Genomic DNA, 15,905 nt, shown 5'->3' on the forward strand with positions numbered 1-15,905 from the left:
GGCGCTGCCTGGCGCAACTGTCATGGTGACCAGATAAACAGGTGAGGAAGCGCTGCAGGCCGGGCGGGTTTGCCGGAGTCCCCGGTTCCTGCCTGTGCCATCGGCCTGATGCGTCGGCGCCCGGGGCGGCGGCGGCCATCAGGCCGGAGATGCGCGGGCAGGGCGGCGTCGCGGCGGTTGAAGCAGTCAGTTACAGAGGCTTTCATGGCAAACGGATCGTCAAAACAGCTTCTTCACCTTGTGTTTGGCGGAGAACTCACCGACCTGGAGCACATCGAGTTCCGGGATCTCAAGAAGCTGGATATTGTCGGCATGTACCCCGACTACGCCAGCGCCTACGCGGCGTGGAAGGGCAAGGCGCAGGGCAGCGTCGACAACGCCCTGATGCGTTATTTCATCGTCCACCTGCATCGCCTCATCGATCCCGAGACCGCCGGCCCGTAATGCCAAAACCCCAGGGAGCCCGACACACTGGGGTTTTTGGTGGGGGGGCCAGACCCAGGCGGCGCAAGGCGCGCCCTGGCGGGGCATGCGGCGCGCCGACCTGAGTTTTGTGGATCGTGGGATGCGCCCGCCTGTTCGCGATCTGGCGCCAGGCTGGAGCGCCGCGCGCGGATGCGGCGTCGCCGAAACGCCCGGCGCGAGGGGCAAGGCGCCAGACGGCGGTTTTCCCCGCAACCCGCCTGGCAGGGTTAACCCGCGCGTTGATGGCGCGAATCTGCGCAAAGCCCTTGCATTTCATGCAATTTTCGGCGATCTGGAGCCGCGCACCATCACGCGATGCGTGAGAGGCGGCGTTTGCGTCCGGGCAGGATCTTCGCGCGACCCACCGCGGGTTGAGCAGCTTCGGCGCGCGCCGACGGAGCGCGCTCGCCCGTGGGCGCCGCCATGGCTGGCGGCGTTCGCAAACAGATCGGCAGGTCCGGACATCGCTCCAGGCTCCTGATTGCCCCGCGCGTTCGGACGTGGCGACGCCAGTTGCGTCTGATAATGCGCTATCCTGCTGATTCGATGCGGCTTGCGCGACTGTCTGCGCGCCCATCCTCAGACGCCAGCAAGGCCGGAAGCCGGTCGGAAATTACGGAATGGGTCTCATCAAACGCATTGGGCGGTCGCGGGCGGTGCAGGAAACGCTTGGGTTCCTGCTTGCGCGCTATCTCGACCTTGTCCAGGCGACGACCCGTTTCCAGATGGACCCGCCGGACATCTATGATCGTATTGGCCCCCAGATGCCGGTGATCGCCGCCATGTGGCACGGGCAGCATTTCATGATCACCTTCGCCAAACGCCGGCAGGATCCGGCGGCGGCGCTGGTGTCGCGCTCCGGCGACGGCGAGTTTAACGCCATTGCCCTCCGCCACCTGGGCGTGCGGGCCATTCGCGGCTCTGGCGCGCGCAAGGCCAGCCAGATCCGTGACAAGGGCGGCGTGCGGGCGCTGATCGCCATGAGCCGGGCGCTGGCCAACGGCGAAATGGTGGTGATGACAGCCGACGTGCCCAAGGTTTCCCGTATCTGTGGACCGGGCGTCGTGGCGTTGGCCCGCATGTCTGGCCGGCCGGTGTGCCCGGTGGCGGTGGTGAGCAGCCGGCGCATTGATTTCAGGAGCTGGGATCACGCCTCGATCGGTCTGCCGTTCGGGCGCGGCGCCATCGTCATCGGCGAGCCCGTGCATGTGCCGGCGGACGCCGGCGAAGCCGCCATGGAGGCGGCCCGGCTTGCCGTCGAACAGGGGTTGGATGCAGTCCACGCGCGCGCCTACGCTCTGGTGGGAACGCCAGATCCTGGCGCCAAAAAGCCGTTGGAAAATCAGCCGGCAGCCCCGGATGCGGGATCCCGCGCAGGAGAGTCGCCATGACCGATACGCCGCTGACCCTGCGCCTGTATCGCGCCGCCATGTCCCTGGCGGAGCCTTTCGCGCCGTTGCTGCTGGCGGCGCGCCGGCGGCGCGGCAAGGAGGACGGCGATCGCATCGCGGAGCGGCGCGGCGTCGCCAACACGCCGCGCCCAGCCGGTCGTCTGGCATGGCTGCATGGGGCCAGCGTTGGCGAAACCATCTCCATCCTGCCGATCATCGAGCGGCTGACCCAGCGCGGCTTTACCGTGCTTGTCACCTCCGGCACCGTGACCTCGGCCGGCGTGCTGGCCGAACGGTTGCCGCCCGGGGCTTTCCACCAGTTCGCGCCGCTGGATACCCCGCGCTACATCCGCCGCTTTCTCGATCACTGGCAGCCGGACCTGGCGCTGGTGGCCGAATCCGAGCTGTGGCCGAACATGATCGTAGCGCTGGAAAAACGGGGCGTGCCGCTGATCCTCGTCAACGGTCGCATGTCGGAGCGGTCGTTCCGGCGCTGGCAACGGGCGCCGAAGACGGCGCGGGCGCTGCTTGGCTGCATCGACGTCGCCCTGACCCAGACGCCAGCCGACGCCGAGCGTCTCGCCCGCCTTGGCGCGCCGCGCGTCACCATCGCCGGCAATCTGAAATTCGACGCGCCGGCGCCGCCCGCCGACACCCAGACGCTGGCGTTGATGCAGGGGCAGGTGAGCGGCCGCCCGGTCTGGCTGGCGGCAAGCACCCACGGCGTGGAAGATGAAATCGCCTGCTACGTGCACATGACGCTGAAGGAACGCTGGCCCGATCTGCTGACCTTCATCGCTCCCCGCCATCCCCATCGCGCCGAGGATGTGGCGCGCATGGCCGAGGAGGAGGGGCTGGAGGCGATGTTGCGCTCTGAAGGCTATGCCCCGGGCTCGGCCACGGAGATTTACATTATTGATGTGATGGGTGAACTCGGCCTGTATTTCCGCCTCGCCCAGGCCGCCTTCATTGGCGGTTCGCTGGTCAATCATGGCGGGCACAATCCGATCGAGCCGGCCAAGCTGCGCACGCCAATCCTGCATGGCCCGCATGTGCACAATTTCAGCGACGTTTATGCGGCTTTCGACGGCGCCGGCGGCGCCGTGCCGGTGACCGACGCCGAGGAACTGGCGGAGGCGATATCGACGCTGTTGCAGGACGCGGCGCGCGGGCGCGACATGACGCGGGCCGCTGCCGGTGTGGTCGATCGCTATGGCGGGGCGCTGGAACGCACCTTGCAGGCCATCGAACCCTATATCCTGCAAATGGAGCTGGAGCGGCTCTGATGCGCGCGCCGGGCTTCTGGCAGCAGCGCAATCCCGGCTTGCCAGCGCGCCTCGCCATGGCCCTGCTGGCCCCGGTCGCCGCCATCTATGGCGGCGTGACGGCGCGGCGCATGGCCAGGCCTGGCGGTCACGCCGGCATTCCGGTGATCTGCGTTGGCAATTTTGTCGCCGGCGGCGCCGGCAAAACGCCCACCGCCCTCAGCATCGCCGCCCATCTGGCGCGGCGCGGTTTGCGGCCCGCCTTCGTCAGTCGCGGCTATGGCGGCGCGCTATCGGGCCACAACAGCGTTACGCGCATCGACCCGGCCGTGCATGACGCGCGCCTCGCCGGCGACGAGCCGCTGCTGCTGGCGGCGTCGGCGGCGACCTTCGTGGCCCGTGACCGCCTCGCCGGCGCTTTGGCCGCTGCCCAGGCGGGCGCAGATGTGATCATTCTCGACGACGGCCTGCAGAACCCGGCGTTGCACAAGGATCTGGTCCTGGCTGTGGTCGATGGCGCCGTCGGCGTCGGCAATGGTCGCGTCGTGCCGGCGGGGCCGTTGCGGGCGCCGTTGCCGGCGCAATGGCCGTCTGTGCATGCTGTGGTGGTGATCGGGCCCGGCGAGGCGGGAGAGGCGCTTGCCCGGGGGGCGCAGGCGCGCGGCAAGCCGGTGCTGCGGGCGGCGTTGCGGCCGGATGCGGATGTCGCCGCTCATCTGGCCGGCCGGCGGGTGCTGGCGCTGGCCGGCATCGGCCGCCCCGAAAAATTTGTCGCCACCCTGCGGGAGGTTGGCGCGGAGGTGGTCGATCTCGCCGCCTTTGGCGACCACCATCCTTACAGCGTCGCCGATCTGGCGCCGCTGGCGGCCCGCGCCGCCCGCGAGGGCCTCGCGCTGGTCACCACCGCCAAGGACGGGGCGCGCATGGCCGGCGATCTTGGCCTGGCGCCGATGCTGACGCAGATGACCGTGCTGCCGGTGACGCTGGCGTTCGCGGATGACGCGGCGCTGGACGCCTTGCTTGCGGGGGTGTTGGGCGGATAGGCGCGGCTGTGTCATGCCCAGCGTGCTGCGGGCATTCACGCGGGAGGCAGGCGCAGGCGCGCCGCCTGGAAGGGCCGGCGGCCTTGTGGGTGGCCGGGCCAGGCGCCGCCATGAGGCCCGGAAGCATGGCGGGCTGGCGGACGCCAGCGGACGGCTGGACCGTCGCCGGCGCGCGCCGGCGCCCTGGCCTTACTGCTGCGGACCGAGCTTGAGCTTGTGGGCCTTCAGCACCTCGGCGGGCGACAGATAGGCCTCCTGGCGCTCAGCGCTCCAGTAGTGCAGTTCGTCCAGCGGAATTGGGGTTCCCGTCACGGCGCAACGGACAAAATCGCCGGCGCGGATCACGCGATAGTCGCCAGATTCATAGTGCAGCTTCGCTTCGTTCTGGCCGGCGTTCAACCTGTCCATGTCCTGCTCCGTGCGGCCGCCTGGCCGCGTTAAAAATCGCTCGCGCCTTCCTGACGCCAGATCGCGAAGCTGCTGACGCATCCACGACCTGCAACGCCCGGGCGCCGCTCTGGCGGCGTCAAACCCCCATGAGCCTGACTCATTGGGGGTTGGTCTTACAGGTCCAGCAGCGGCGTGTCATCGTCCTGAGTCTTGCGGGGGCGCGCGCGGCGTCTGGCGGATGGCGGGTCTTTGGCCGTCGCGGGCGTGGCGTCGCCGTCGGGAACTGTGGCCCGCACGGCGCCGTCGACGAACTGCAATTCCAGGCGCGCCCCCGGCGGGGCGCCGCTGACGCTGCGCACCGGGGCGCCTTCCAGGGTGCGCACCAGGGCAAAACCGCGCGCCAGCACGCCCTTGTAGCTGAGGCTGCGCAGCATCTGCTCCAGCGTTTCCAGCCTGGCGCGGCGCTGACGCTCCACCACGCTCCAGGCAGGCATGAGCCGGCCCGAGAAGGCGTCGAACCGCGCCCGGCGCGCCCGCAACTCCGCCCATGGCGAGTGGCGGGCGAGAGCGGTGGCGGCGCGGCCCAGCCGACGACTGGCGGCTTCGAACTGGCGGGCGCTGGCGGAGGTCAGCCGGGTCGCGGCCAGATCGAGCCGTTGCCGCGGCCCTTCCAGCGCCGCATGGGGGCGCGGCAGGGCGCGGGCGAGCGCGCGCAGGGCGTCGTGACGCTGGCGGGACAGCCGGCCGGCCGCGCCGTGATGACGGCGGGCGAGGTCGCCCAACTGGGCCAGCAGCTCCATGCGCACTGGCACAACCTTTTCGGCGGCGGCCGTAGGGGTGGGCGCGCGCAGGTCGGCGGCGTGGTCGATCAGCGTCCAGTCGGTTTCGTGGCCGACGGCCGAGACCAGCGGAATCATGCTGTCGGCGGCGGCGCGCACCACCGCTTCGTCGTTGAAGCCCCACAGATCTTCCAGCGAGCCGCCGCCCCGGGCGACGATCAGCACGTCCGGTCGCGGCAGGGCTGCGTCCGGCGGACCTTCCGGCAAGGCGTTGAAGCCATGGATGGCGGCGGCGACCTCGGCGGCGCTGCCTTCGCCCTGCACCCGCACGGGCCAGACGATGACGCGGCGGGGGAAGCGATCTTCCAGCCGGTGCAGGATGTCGCGGATCACCGCGCCGGTGGGCGAGGTGATGACGCCGATCACCCGGGGCAGGAACGGCGGGATCTGTTTGCGCGCTTCATCGAACAGCCCCTCCGCCGCCAGCTTGCGCCGCCGTTCCTCCAGCAGGGCCATGAGCGCGCCGACGCCGGCCGGCTCCAGATGCTCCACGACGATCTGGTATTTGGACTGGCCGGGGAAGGTGGTGACGCGCCCGGTGGCGATCACCTCCATGCCTTCCTCCGGACGCACGCGCAGTCGCCCGAACACGCCTTTCCAGATCACGGCGTCGATGCGGGCCCCATCGTCCTTGAGAGCGAAATAGCAATGGCCAGACGAATGCGGGCCGCGATAGCCGCTGACCTCGCCGCGCAGCCGCACGTGACCGAACTGGTCCTCCAGCGTCCGCTTCATGGCGCCGGACAGGCTGGAGACGCTCCATTCGTGCGCGTTGGAGCCGTTGTCCGCCGTGGAGGCCACGCCAAACAGACCATCGTCGGCCGGCGGGCTGGAGCGGGTGGCGCGGGAGGAGGTTCTGGGGATGCGGGGCGGGGCCATGGCGGCCATTGTAGCTGGCCTGCCGGCGCCCTGAACAGTCCGCAAACGCCGCCACGCCGGCCTTGCCCCCGACTGGCGGATGCGCCGGGGTCGTGGCCGTGACAAATTTCCGGGAATTTTTGTCGTCAGGGTGCTATTCAGCCAGCGCGCCCCGATGGCGCGCCTTTTTTCGCGTCGCTCACGCACCGCCCAGGAGACGAGCCCATGTCCCGCCAGTTGTCCCTCGCCAAAGACAAGATTCGCGTCCTGTTGCTGGAGGGGATCAGCGATACGGCGGTCGATCTGATGCGCGCCGCCGGCTACACCAACCTGGAGCGCCTGACCACGGCGCTGGATGGCGAGGATCTGCGCAAGGCGCTGGAAGGCGTGCGCCTCGTCGGCGTCCGTTCGCGCACCCAGCTCACCGCCGAGGTGATTGGCGCCGCCGACCGCCTGATCGCCATCGGTTGCTTCAGCGTCGGCACCAACCAGGTGAACCTGCCGGCCGCCGCCGCCCGGGGCGTGCCGGTGTTCAACGCGCCGTTCTCCAATACGCGCTCGGTGGCCGAGCTGACCATCGGCGAAATCATCATGCTGATGCGCCGCATCCCCGAGCGCTCCACGGGCGCGCACGCCGCCAAATGGGACAAGTCGGCCACCGGCAGCTATGAGGTGCGCGGCAAGACCCTGGGCATCGTCGGCTACGGCAACATCGGCAGCCAGCTGTCGCAGCTTGGCGAAGCGCTCGGCATGCGGGTGATCTACCACGACCAGACCGACCGCCTGCGCTACGGCAACACCGAGCCGGTGGAGACCCTGCAGGAACTGCTGGCCCAGAGCGACGTGGTTTCTCTGCATGTGCCCGACACCCCGGCCACCCGCAACATGATCGGCGAGGCGGAAATCCGCGCCATGAAGCCAGGCGCCTATCTCATCAACAATGCGCGCGGCAAGGTGGTGGACATCGACGCTTTGGCCGCCGCGCTGCGCGATGAGCATCTGGCCGGCGCCGCCATCGACGTGTTCCCGGTGGAGCCAGGCTCCAACAAGGAGGCGTTCGTCTCGCCGCTGCAGGGGCTGCCCAACGTCATCCTGACGCCGCACATCGGCGGCTCGACCCAGGAGGCGCAGGAGCGCATCGGCGCAGAAGTGGCGCGCAAGCTGGTGGAATATTCCGACGTGGGCTCGACGCTCGGGGCCGTGAATTTCCCGCAGGTGCAACTGCCGCCAACGCCGCGCGGCGCGCGCTTCATCCACGTGCACCGCAACGTTCCCGGCGTGATGCTGCGAATCAACGAGGTGTTCTCCAGCCACAAGCTGAACCTCTCGGCCCAGTATCTGCAGACCGCGGGCGATATCGGCTATGTGGTGCTCGACGCGGAAGGCGATGGCGAGCACGCGGCGGCGGCGCTGGGCGACCTGCGCGGCATTGACGGCACCATCCGGGCGCGGCTGCTGTACTGAGGTCGGCCCTGGCGTTTCGGGGAGGCCCCGCGACGTTGTGGACGGCGGCGGCCCTGGCCGGAACAGGTTGAGCTGCCGTGCTGAGAGGTCGCGCGGCGTGGAAAAACGTGGATGGCCGGGTCAAGCCCGGCCATGAGGCGTTGGGGGCATGGCGCGTTGTGGCGTGGGCCTGATGGCGGTCGCCAGGGCGTCGCCCCGACGCAGCCTCCTGGGATGGATTTGCCCTATCCAGGCTCGCCCAGCATGGCGAACAGGGGCAGCGCCGACAGGGGCGCTTCGATTTTTTTATCGCCGCGTTTTGGCTTGTCGTTGAAGTCCGCGCCTTCGTGGGTCAACAGCCAGCGCTTGCGGGCGAGGCCGCCAGCGTAGCCGGTGAGCGTGCCGTCGGCGCCGATCACCCGGTGGCAGGGCACGACGACGCCAATGGGGTTGGCGCCATTGGCCAGGCCCACCGCCCGGACCGCCGTGGGCGGGGCGCCAATCGCCGCCGTCAACTGGCCGTAGCTGAGGGTTGTCCCGGCGGGGATCCGGCGCAGGCCCGCCCACACCCGGCGCTGGAACGCCGTGCCGTTGGTGGCGACGGGGATGGCGTCGATAGCTGCGATGTCGCCGCCGAAATAGGCGTCGAGCGCGTGGGCGAGGTCAGCCGGCGTTGCGCCGGTTTCGGGCTCGACAGGGCCGTAATGTCGCGCCAGCAGCCGGCGCATGCGCTCGTCATAACCTTCCCAGTCGAACACCCGCAGGGCGCCGGTTTCATCGCAGATCAGCAGCGCCATGCCGGCAGGCGTCGGCCACTGCGAGAGAACCAGGCGTTGCGGCGCCGGCGCGGCGGGCGGCGGTTCCAGGGCTGGCAGCATGGCGGGTGTCTCCAGATTGGCGCGCCTCCAGATCAGGCAGGGACACAACAACAGACACGGATGGCGGGAGCAAGTCGCGTCGTCGTGCGTGCGCGGGCTGTCGTCCCGACCCGCGGCCCGACCGTTGGGAGCGGCCGGCTTCCGGCAGTCGCGGGCGCCTCAGAATTTCGGCGCGCCGACATCCGGCGGGCCGCCAAAGCCGCCGGGGGCGGCCGGAGCCCCGGGCGCGCCGGGAAGGCCGGGGGCGCCTGGGAGGCCAGGGGCGGGAGCGCCGCCCAGATTGCGGAACTGCTCTTCCACCGCCTTGTCGTCGATCTTCTTCACGTCCTCCAGCCAGTAGGTGACGGAGTTGGGCCAGAAGATCACGATGGCCACCAGGATCAACTGCATGACCACCCAGGGGATCGAACCCCAGTAGATGTCGGAGCTTTTCACCGCCTTGGGCGCGATGCCGCGCAGATAGAACAGGGCGAAGCCGAAGGGCGGGTGCATGAAGCTGGTCTGCATGTTGACGCAGATCAGCACGCCGAACCAGATCAGGTTGATGTCCAGCTTGGCGGCCACGGGCGCCAGCAGCGGAATGACGATGAAGGCGATCTCGAAGAAGTCGAGGAAGAACGCCAGAATGAAGATGAAGATATTGACGAAGATCAGGAAGCCGATCTGACCGCCAGGCAGGTGCGACAGCATGTGCTCGATCCAGCGACCGCCGTCCATGCCCTGGAAAACAAGGCTGAAGCAGGTGGAGCCAATCAGGATGAACACCACCATGGCGGTGAGGCGCATGGTGTTCTCCATGCCCTCCCAGCACAATTTCCAGGTGAGCCGCCGGTGTAGCGCCGCCAGAACCAGCGCGCCGACCGCGCCCATGGCGCCGGCTTCCGTCGGCGTGGCGAGGCCGAGGAAGATGGTGCCCAGCACCAGGAAGATCAGCACGATCGACGGAATCATGCCCCACAGCACCCTGAAAACCAGGGCGCGGTTCAGCTCGCCGCGCGCTTCCGGCGGCAGCGGCGGCATGGCGCCGGGGCGCAGGAACGACAGCGCCACGATGTAGAGGATGAAGATCGCCACCTGGAGCAGCGAGGGGCCGATGGCGCCCAGATACATGTCGCCGACTGATTTGCCGAGCTGGTCGGCGAGGATCACCAGCACCAGCGACGGCGGGATCAGCTGGGTGATGGTGCCGGAGGCGGCGATGACGCCGGTGGCCACGCGCATGTCGTAGCCGTAGCGCATCATTACCGGCAGCGAGATGACGCCCATGGCGATCACCGAGGCGGCCACGGTGCCGGTGATGGCGCCGAGAATGGCGCCGACAATGATCACCGCATAGGCGAGGCCGCCAGGAATGGCGCCGAACAGTTTGCCGGTGCCCTCCAGCAAATCCTCCGCCAGACCGCAGCGCTCCAGGATCGCGCCCATGAAGGTGAAGAACGGGATGGCCAGCAGCAGGTCGTTGGAGATGATGCCGAAGAACCGCAGCGGCAAGGCGGTGAGGAAGTCAGGCGTGAAATGTCCGGTGAAGATCCCCAGCACGCCGAACGCCAGTCCGACGGCGGACAACGAGAACGCCACCGGGAAACCAAGCAGCATGAAACAGATCATGCCGGCGAACATCAGCGGCGGCAGCACCCCGTATGCGAACATGGTTCGGACCTCCCTGACCCCGCCTTGCCGGCATCGGTTGCGCTGTTATTGCAGCGGTTTTTCGTAATTGGTGTCGATGTCCGTCAGGCCGCGCAGCGCCGCCACGCGTTTGATCAGCTCTGAAACGCCCTGCAGCGTCAGCAGAAAGAAGCCGGCGGGCAAAACCAGCTTGGCCGGCCACAGGATCAGGCCGCCGGCGTTCAGCGAATATTCGCCCGAGAACCACGAGGTGAGGAAAAACCGCCAGCAGATAATGGTGAGGAATATGGTGACCGGCAGCAGGAACACCGTCAGGCCGATGGCGTCGATCCAGAGCCGCTTCCGCTCCGACACCGAGCCGTAAATCACGTCGACGCGCACATGCTCGTTGCAGGCCAGGGTCCATGAGGCGCCGAACAGCACCATGGCGCCGAACATGTACCACTGGATTTCGAGCCAGCCGTTCGAGCTGTAGTGAAACAGGTAGCGCACCGTGGCGTTGCCGGCGCTGATGAGCACGGTGAGCAGCACCAGCCAGCTCGCCACGTAGCCCAGCCAGCGGCTGAGCTGATCGATGCCCCTGCTCAGAACCAACAGGCCCTGCATGGTCGTCTCCCTGAACGAGGCTCCGGTCAAAACAGGCCGGAGACGGGCGTCAAGCTATTGTATTTGTGTGCATTTCCTCAACGCAACGAGCGCGGGTCGCGTCAGGGGCGTGGCGGAAGCGTCCGGGAGCCGGAGCTGGAGCTACCGATTCTGGAGTAGCGGATTCCCTTGCGATCGCAACCAAGACTTTTGGCATAGGGGGCGTGAGGCAGGTATTCAGAGCACGAATACGCTGTGCGCGGAGGCCAATACCTGGTCAGCTCTTTGCCGCCCGTGCGCCGGTTCAGCAAGGGGCGCCCGGCCAATCGATCTGGCAAATCAGCTTGGCAATGCGGGCCGGGACGCGTCATGGTTGGGCAACCGGGCGCGCCCGGAAAACAGCCGGGAGAAACGCCGTGAACTTCGCCGGATTGCCGTTCGACGCCGAAACCATGCTGCAGGGCCTGATTCCCTGGGTGATGTGCGAGAGCCCCACCCATGACGTCGCCGCCGTCAACGCCATGCTGGATCTGGCCAGCATTGATCTGGCGGCGATGGGGGCGACCATTGAGCGAATTCCCGGCCGGATGGGGTTCGCCGGTTGCGTCCGGGCGCGGTTTCCGCATCCGCGCTTTGGTGAGCCAGGCATTCTGATCGCTGGCCATTTCGACACGGTGCATCCGGTGGGAACGTTGCAGCGCCTGCCGGTGCGGCGCGAAGGCGACCTGTGCTACGGCCCCGGCATCATGGACATGAAGAGCGGCAACTACCTGGCGCTGGAGGCGATTCGCCAGATCGCCCGCGCCGGCTGGCAGACGCCGCTGCCGGTGACGGTGTTGTTCACGCCGGATGAGGAAGTTGGCACGCCCAGCGCCCGTGAGCTGATCGAGCAGGAGGCGGGGCGCAACCGTTACGTGCTGGTGCCGGAGCCATCGCTGACCGACAATGGCGTGGTGACCGGGCGTTACGCCATCGCCCGGTTCAATCTGCGCGCCGAGGGGCGGCCCAGCCATGCTGGCGCCCAGCTTTCCGCCGGTCGTTCGGCGATTCGTGAAATGGCCCGGCGGATTCTCGATATCGAAGCCATGACCACGCGCAATTGCACCTTCAGCGTCGGCATTATCAACGGCGGCGAATGGGTGAATTGCGTGCCGTCCACCTGCACAGGCCAGGCGCTGAGCATGGCGCGCCGCCAGGAGGATCTGGACGCCGGCGTCGCCGCCATGCTGGCGATGAGCGGGGAGAGCGACGGCGCCCGTTTCACCGTGACACGCGGCGTCACCCGGCCGGTGTGGGAGCCGGACGCCTGCGGCATGGCGCTGTACGAACGGGCGAAAGCCATCGCCACGGAACTCGGCTTCGACCTGCCGCACGCCAGCCAGGGCGGCGGCTCGGACGGCAATTTCACCGGCGCCATGGGCGTTCCCACCCTCGACGGTCTCGGCGCGCTGGGCGCCAACGCCCATACGCTGAACGAACACATCGTGGTGAATTCGCTGGCGGACCGGGGACGGCTGTTCGCCGGACTGTTGGCGACGCTGGACTGACCCCGTCGCCAGTCACAGGGAGCTTCAACGCGTCTCCGGTTGGACGCGGCGGCTCCCGGAGGCAACGCGCCGGCAAAGGGCGTTACCGCCGCGCCCGGCAGAACCCGGCAGGAATGGCGCTGATCTTAAGGCGCTGGTCTTCAGGCGCTGGTCTTGGCCGCGTCGGCCGGCGCATGTATGGGTCAGGGCGTGGCGCGGAGTCAGCTTCCGGTTCCGCGCCCGTCAGCCCTGCATTGAGGAAACGCGGCCATGACTGGCGAAGAACGCCTGACCGAGCTTGAAATCCGCATAGCCGAGCAGGACAAAACCATCGAGGACCTGTCGTCGGTGCTGGCTGAGCAGTGGAAAACCATTGATCAGATGGGCAAAAAATTGAACGCGCTGACCAGCCGCTTCCTGCTGCTGGAAGAGCAGACCGCGCCGGATACGCCGGTAACGAAGCCGCCGCACTGGTAGGCGGCGGCGATCATCGGGTTGTGACAGCCACGCCGGCGCGCGTTGCGCCAGTCAGGTCGGGGACCAGACGGCGAATTCGGTTCCGCCAGGTTCGCGGAACTGGAAACGACGGCCGCCGGGGAAGTCAAAGATATCCGCGGTGACGACGCCGCCGGCGGCTTTTACCCGGGCCAGGGCGGCTTCGAGAACGTCGGTTTTCAGGATCACCAGCGGCGGCGCAAGGCTGGCCCGGGCGACGCCGCCGTCAAGGCCCGCGCCATCAAGCGCCTGATAATCCGGACCATAATCGACGAAATTCCAACCGAAGGCGTTGGTGAAGAAAGCCGTGGTGGCGGCGACGTCGGGCGAGGAAAACTCCACATAGTCGATGGCGAGTTTCGCCGGCGTGGCGTCTGGCATGGAAACCTCCAGAGTTTGGGCGGCGGCCGCCGCCTGTTGCGCAACTGGAAACCATGATGACCGGCCATGGTTGTGCGCGACACGACCACGCCGCATTGTCCTGTGCATAGACGTTTTGTGGATCGACCGGGCGATTGGGCGTGCTGGAAGGGTTTGACGTGATGATGTGGGTGAGCCGGCGGACAGCGTTGCTCGGGGGGCTGGGGGCGCTTTTCGCTGTGGGCGCGGGTGTCCAGGCAAGCGGCCAGACAGGCGGCCAGGGGGCGGATCACTGGTACGACCTGAAGGACCGGGATGGCGCGCCATTGCCCAACATGCGGCTGCCGGTGGAGTTGACCTCGGAGATTGAGCGTCTGCCCGGCGTGTTCTGGATGGGCGCCGCCCAGCCGGACGTCACCATCATCGAAGTCTATGATTACAACTGCCCCTGGTGCCACGCGACGGCGCGCGACCTGCACGCCTTGATGGCGGATGCGGGCGACGTGCGCATCGGTTTCATGAACAATCCGATTCTCTCCCCCGCGTCCGCACAGGCGGCCAAGGTCGAAATGGCGCTGTTGCGCACCATGGGCCCGCAGATTGCCTATGATTTTTACCGGGCGATGTTTTCCCGCAAGGGCCGCGCCGATGGAGCCGCCGCGCTGGCCGCCGCCAGGGTGGTGATGGACGGACGGCGGAGCGACGCCGCCGAAGGCAAGAAAACCGGCGCGACCTTCGCTGACGTCCAGCGCGTCGCTGACGATGAAAAAACCGCCATGGCCCTGAAGGCGCAGATGAAACTGGCCGCGTCGCTCGGCATGTCGGCGACGCCGTCGTTCATCACCGGCGGCGTCAGCATCCAAGGATATCCTGGCCCGAAAACCCTCGGCGGCATTGTCGCCGCCATGCGCGACTGCGAGGAGCCGGTCTGCAAGGGCTGAAATGGGCAAAGAGCGCGGGCAAGCGGCGCGAGCATGCCCAGGTCAAAGTCCAGGTCAAAGTCCAGGCTCAGGTCGAAGCCCCGGCCCAGGTCACAGCCCGTGTTCTTCCCCAGGCCCAGGGGGCTGGGGAAAACGCATTCAGCCAAAATGAGTCGGCGCTCCCGTTCAACTCGGGCTATCCGCCCCGCCAGGCCCCCGACCGACGCATCAGTTCAGGGGCGGGCCAGCCGGCAAGGGGAGGGGGCCGGTTCGCCGCCAGGCGTGAATCGCGCCTGCTTCAGGCGCCGGGGCGCTATCCATGACCCGGCAGTTTCTTTATAAGCGCGGCCATGAATATCCTGCTCATTGGCTCGGGCGGCCGCGAACATGCGCTGGCGTGGAAGTTGGCTGCATCTCCCTCATGCGACAAGCTTTTCATCGCGCCCGGCAACCCGGGCACGGCGACGCTTGGCGAGAACGTCGCGCTCGACGCGAGCGACCACGCGGCGGTGATCGATTTTTGCCGCGCCCGCGCCATCGGCCTGGTGGTCGTTGGCCCCGAGGCGCCGCTGGTGGCTGGCCTCGTTGATGATCTCGCCGCAGCGGGCCTCAAGGCTTTCGGCCCACGCAAGACGGCCGCGCAACTGGAGGGCTCCAAGGGCTTCACCAAGGAGCTGTGCGCCGAATACGGCATTCCCACCGCGGCGTTCGCCCGGTTTGAGGACCTGGCCGCGGCCCGCGCGTATGTGCGCGAAAAAGGCGCGCCGATCGTCATCAAGGCCGATGGCCTTGCCGCCGGCAAGGGCGTGGTGGTGGCCGAGACGCTGGCCCAGGCCGAAGAGGCGCTGGACATGATGTTCGGCGGCGGACTGGGGCAGGCTGGCGCCGCCGTCGTCGTCGAGGAATTCATGAGCGGCGAGGAGGCCAGCGTCTTCGCCATCACCGACGGCAAATCGTTCATTCCCTTCGGCGACGCCCAGGACCACAAGCGGGTGTTCGACGGCGATCGCGGCCCGAACACGGGCGGCATGGGCGCCTATTCGCCGGCGCCGGTGGTGACGTCTGAGGTCCACCAGCAGATCATGGACCGCATCATCGCGCCGACGGTGGCGGGCATGGCCCAGCGCGGCGCGCCCTATGTGGGCGTGCTCTACGCCGGGGTGATCCTCACCGCCGAGGGGCCCAAGCTGATCGAGTACAACGCGCGCTTCGGCGACCCGGAATGCCAAGTGCTGATGCTGCGTTTCCGCGGCGACCTGGTGCAGGTGATGCTGGCCGCCATCGATGGCGGCCTCGACGCGCTGCCGCCGGAGCAGCTTGCCTGGTCGGATGAGGCGGCGTTGACGGTGGTGATGGCGGCGGACGGCTATCCGGGCGCGGTGAGGGCCGGTTCGGTGATCCGTGGCGTCGACGAAGCCGCTGGCCCGGACGTGATGGTGTTTCACGCCGGCACGAAGACCGTCGACGGCGCCCTGACGGCGGCCGGCGGGCGCGTGCTGGCGGTGACGGCGCGCGGCGCTTCGGTGATCGAGGCCCAGCGCCGCGCCTATGAGGCGGTGGACCAGATCAACTGGCCGCAGGGTTTTTGCCGTCGCGATATTGGCTACCGGGCGGTGGCGCGCGAGCAGCAGGGCGGCTGAAGGCCGGATCGTCCTGACAGAGCGCTGAAGATGATGGCCGCCTGGATGTTCCGGGCGGCTTTTTCTTTGTCGTCAGCAAACCGGCGTCGCGCTGGACCAGGCTGGCGCGACGTTTGGCTCCACGGGCGATCCCGCATCGGTCCAGTCCTGGTCCTGGCTGATTCCAGAGCTGGTTACA

15 protein-coding genes are annotated in these 15,905 nt (G+C 68.0%); 9 read left to right on the forward strand and 6 right to left on the reverse strand.

Features of this window, described 5'->3' with window-relative positions; all coding sequences use genetic code 11:
* Positions 1–204: 204 nt before the first annotated feature.
* From IE243_RS01165 to lpxK, 4 genes are all read left to right on the forward strand, one after another.
* A complete protein-coding gene (locus IE243_RS01165; RefSeq protein ID WP_191317505.1) occupies positions 205–444 on the forward strand; it encodes a DUF4170 domain-containing protein in 240 nt (79 codons plus the stop codon).
* Positions 445–1,085: 641 nt separating this feature from the next.
* A complete protein-coding gene (locus tag IE243_RS01170) occupies positions 1,086–1,856 on the forward strand; it encodes a lysophospholipid acyltransferase family protein (protein WP_191317506.1) in 771 nt (256 codons plus the stop codon).
* Positions 1,853–3,142, forward strand: a complete 1,290-nt coding sequence (locus IE243_RS01175) for a 3-deoxy-D-manno-octulosonic acid transferase (RefSeq protein ID WP_191317507.1) — start codon at positions 1,853–1,855, stop codon at positions 3,140–3,142. Before IE243_RS01170 ends, IE243_RS01175 begins: the two co-directional genes overlap by 4 nt.
* Positions 3,142–4,164, forward strand: coding sequence for a tetraacyldisaccharide 4'-kinase (lpxK, locus tag IE243_RS01180; protein ID WP_191317508.1), 1,023 nt, complete (start codon positions 3,142–3,144; stop codon positions 4,162–4,164). Before IE243_RS01175 ends, lpxK begins: the two co-directional genes overlap by 1 nt.
* Positions 4,165–4,353: 189 nt before the next feature.
* Here the strand turns inward: lpxK and IE243_RS01185 are convergent, their stop codons facing one another.
* The gene (locus tag IE243_RS01185) at positions 4,354–4,572 is read right to left on the reverse strand and encodes a DUF2093 domain-containing protein (RefSeq protein WP_191317509.1); all 219 of its coding nucleotides are present in this window, start codon (positions 4,570–4,572) and stop codon (positions 4,354–4,356) included.
* Between the two features lie 155 nt (positions 4,573–4,727).
* Entirely contained in the window at positions 4,728–6,281 is a 1,554-nt protein-coding gene (gene xseA, locus IE243_RS01190; RefSeq protein WP_191317510.1) for an exodeoxyribonuclease VII large subunit, read from the reverse strand.
* A gap of 195 nt (positions 6,282–6,476) precedes the next feature.
* Between xseA and serA the strand changes: the two genes are divergently transcribed.
* Entirely contained in the window at positions 6,477–7,715 is a 1,239-nt protein-coding gene (serA, locus tag IE243_RS01195) for a phosphoglycerate dehydrogenase (RefSeq protein ID WP_191317511.1), read from the forward strand.
* Between the two features lie 224 nt (positions 7,716–7,939).
* On the opposite strand, the gene IE243_RS01200 is transcribed toward serA, so the two are convergent.
* The 3 genes from IE243_RS01200 to IE243_RS01210 form a co-directional block, all read right to left on the reverse strand.
* The gene (locus IE243_RS01200) at positions 7,940–8,572 is read right to left on the reverse strand and encodes a methylated-DNA--[protein]-cysteine S-methyltransferase (protein ID WP_191317512.1); all 633 of its coding nucleotides are present in this window, start codon (positions 8,570–8,572) and stop codon (positions 7,940–7,942) included.
* A gap of 159 nt (positions 8,573–8,731) precedes the next feature.
* Positions 8,732–10,222, reverse strand: a complete 1,491-nt coding sequence (locus tag IE243_RS01205; RefSeq protein ID WP_191317513.1) for a TRAP transporter large permease — start codon at positions 10,220–10,222, stop codon at positions 8,732–8,734.
* A gap of 45 nt (positions 10,223–10,267) precedes the next feature.
* Positions 10,268–10,807 (reverse strand): TRAP transporter small permease subunit, encoded by a 540-nt coding sequence (locus tag IE243_RS01210; protein ID WP_191317514.1) that lies wholly within the window; start codon positions 10,805–10,807, stop codon positions 10,268–10,270.
* A 395-nt stretch (positions 10,808–11,202) separates the two neighbouring features.
* On the opposite strand from IE243_RS01210, the gene IE243_RS01215 reads away from it, so the two are divergent.
* Together IE243_RS01215 and IE243_RS01220 are read left to right on the forward strand one after the other, a co-directional pair.
* Positions 11,203–12,333: a M20/M25/M40 family metallo-hydrolase gene (locus IE243_RS01215; RefSeq protein ID WP_191317515.1), complete on the forward strand. Its 1,131-nt coding sequence runs from the start codon at positions 11,203–11,205 to the stop codon at positions 12,331–12,333.
* Between the two features lie 249 nt (positions 12,334–12,582).
* On the forward strand, positions 12,583–12,789 hold the full coding sequence (locus tag IE243_RS01220) for a SlyX family protein (RefSeq protein ID WP_191317516.1): 207 nt from the start codon (positions 12,583–12,585) through the stop codon (positions 12,787–12,789).
* Between the two features lie 51 nt (positions 12,790–12,840).
* On the opposite strand, the gene IE243_RS01225 is transcribed toward IE243_RS01220, so the two are convergent.
* Positions 12,841–13,188 carry a VOC family protein gene (locus IE243_RS01225; protein ID WP_191317517.1) on the reverse strand — a complete coding sequence of 116 codons (348 nt, stop codon included), beginning with the start codon at positions 13,186–13,188 and terminating at the stop codon, positions 12,841–12,843.
* A 140-nt stretch (positions 13,189–13,328) separates the two neighbouring features.
* On the opposite strand from IE243_RS01225, the gene IE243_RS01230 reads away from it, so the two are divergent.
* Both IE243_RS01230 and purD read left to right on the forward strand, forming a co-directional pair.
* The gene (locus IE243_RS01230) at positions 13,329–14,108 is read left to right on the forward strand and encodes a thioredoxin domain-containing protein (protein ID WP_191317518.1); all 780 of its coding nucleotides are present in this window, start codon (positions 13,329–13,331) and stop codon (positions 14,106–14,108) included.
* Positions 14,109–14,437: 329 nt separating this feature from the next.
* Positions 14,438–15,727: a phosphoribosylamine--glycine ligase gene (gene purD, locus IE243_RS01235; protein WP_191317519.1), complete on the forward strand. Its 1,290-nt coding sequence runs from the start codon at positions 14,438–14,440 to the stop codon at positions 15,725–15,727.
* Positions 15,728–15,905 lie beyond the last annotated feature (178 nt).

The organism is Camelimonas fluminis, assembly GCF_014656355.1.
GTDB lineage: Bacteria > Pseudomonadota > Alphaproteobacteria > Rhizobiales > Beijerinckiaceae > Camelimonas > Camelimonas fluminis.

Bases quoted from the DNA above. Each gene is read 5' to 3' on its own strand.
- IE243_RS01165 (WP_191317505.1), top strand. From the start codon at position 205: ATGGCAAACGGATCGTCAAAACAGCTTCTTCACCTTGTGTTTGGCGGA.
- IE243_RS01170 (WP_191317506.1), top strand. From the start codon at position 1,086: ATGGGTCTCATCAAACGCATTGGGCGGTCGCGGGCGGTGCAGGAAACG.
- IE243_RS01175 (WP_191317507.1), top strand. From the start codon at position 1,853: ATGACCGATACGCCGCTGACCCTGCGCCTGTATCGCGCCGCCATGTCC.
- lpxK (WP_191317508.1), top strand. From the start codon at position 3,142: ATGCGCGCGCCGGGCTTCTGGCAGCAGCGCAATCCCGGCTTGCCAGCG.
- IE243_RS01185 (WP_191317509.1), bottom strand. From the start codon at position 4,572: ATGGACAGGTTGAACGCCGGCCAGAACGAAGCGAAGCTGCACTATGAA.
- xseA (WP_191317510.1), bottom strand. From the start codon at position 6,281: ATGGCCGCCATGGCCCCGCCCCGCATCCCCAGAACCTCCTCCCGCGCC.
- serA (WP_191317511.1), top strand. From the start codon at position 6,477: ATGTCCCGCCAGTTGTCCCTCGCCAAAGACAAGATTCGCGTCCTGTTG.
- IE243_RS01200 (WP_191317512.1), bottom strand. From the start codon at position 8,572: ATGCTGCCAGCCCTGGAACCGCCGCCCGCCGCGCCGGCGCCGCAACGC.
- IE243_RS01205 (WP_191317513.1), bottom strand. From the start codon at position 10,222: ATGTTCGCATACGGGGTGCTGCCGCCGCTGATGTTCGCCGGCATGATC.
- IE243_RS01210 (WP_191317514.1), bottom strand. From the start codon at position 10,807: ATGCAGGGCCTGTTGGTTCTGAGCAGGGGCATCGATCAGCTCAGCCGC.
- IE243_RS01220 (WP_191317516.1), top strand. From the start codon at position 12,583: ATGACTGGCGAAGAACGCCTGACCGAGCTTGAAATCCGCATAGCCGAG.
- IE243_RS01225 (WP_191317517.1), bottom strand. From the start codon at position 13,188: ATGCCAGACGCCACGCCGGCGAAACTCGCCATCGACTATGTGGAGTTT.
- purD (WP_191317519.1), top strand. From the start codon at position 14,438: ATGAATATCCTGCTCATTGGCTCGGGCGGCCGCGAACATGCGCTGGCG.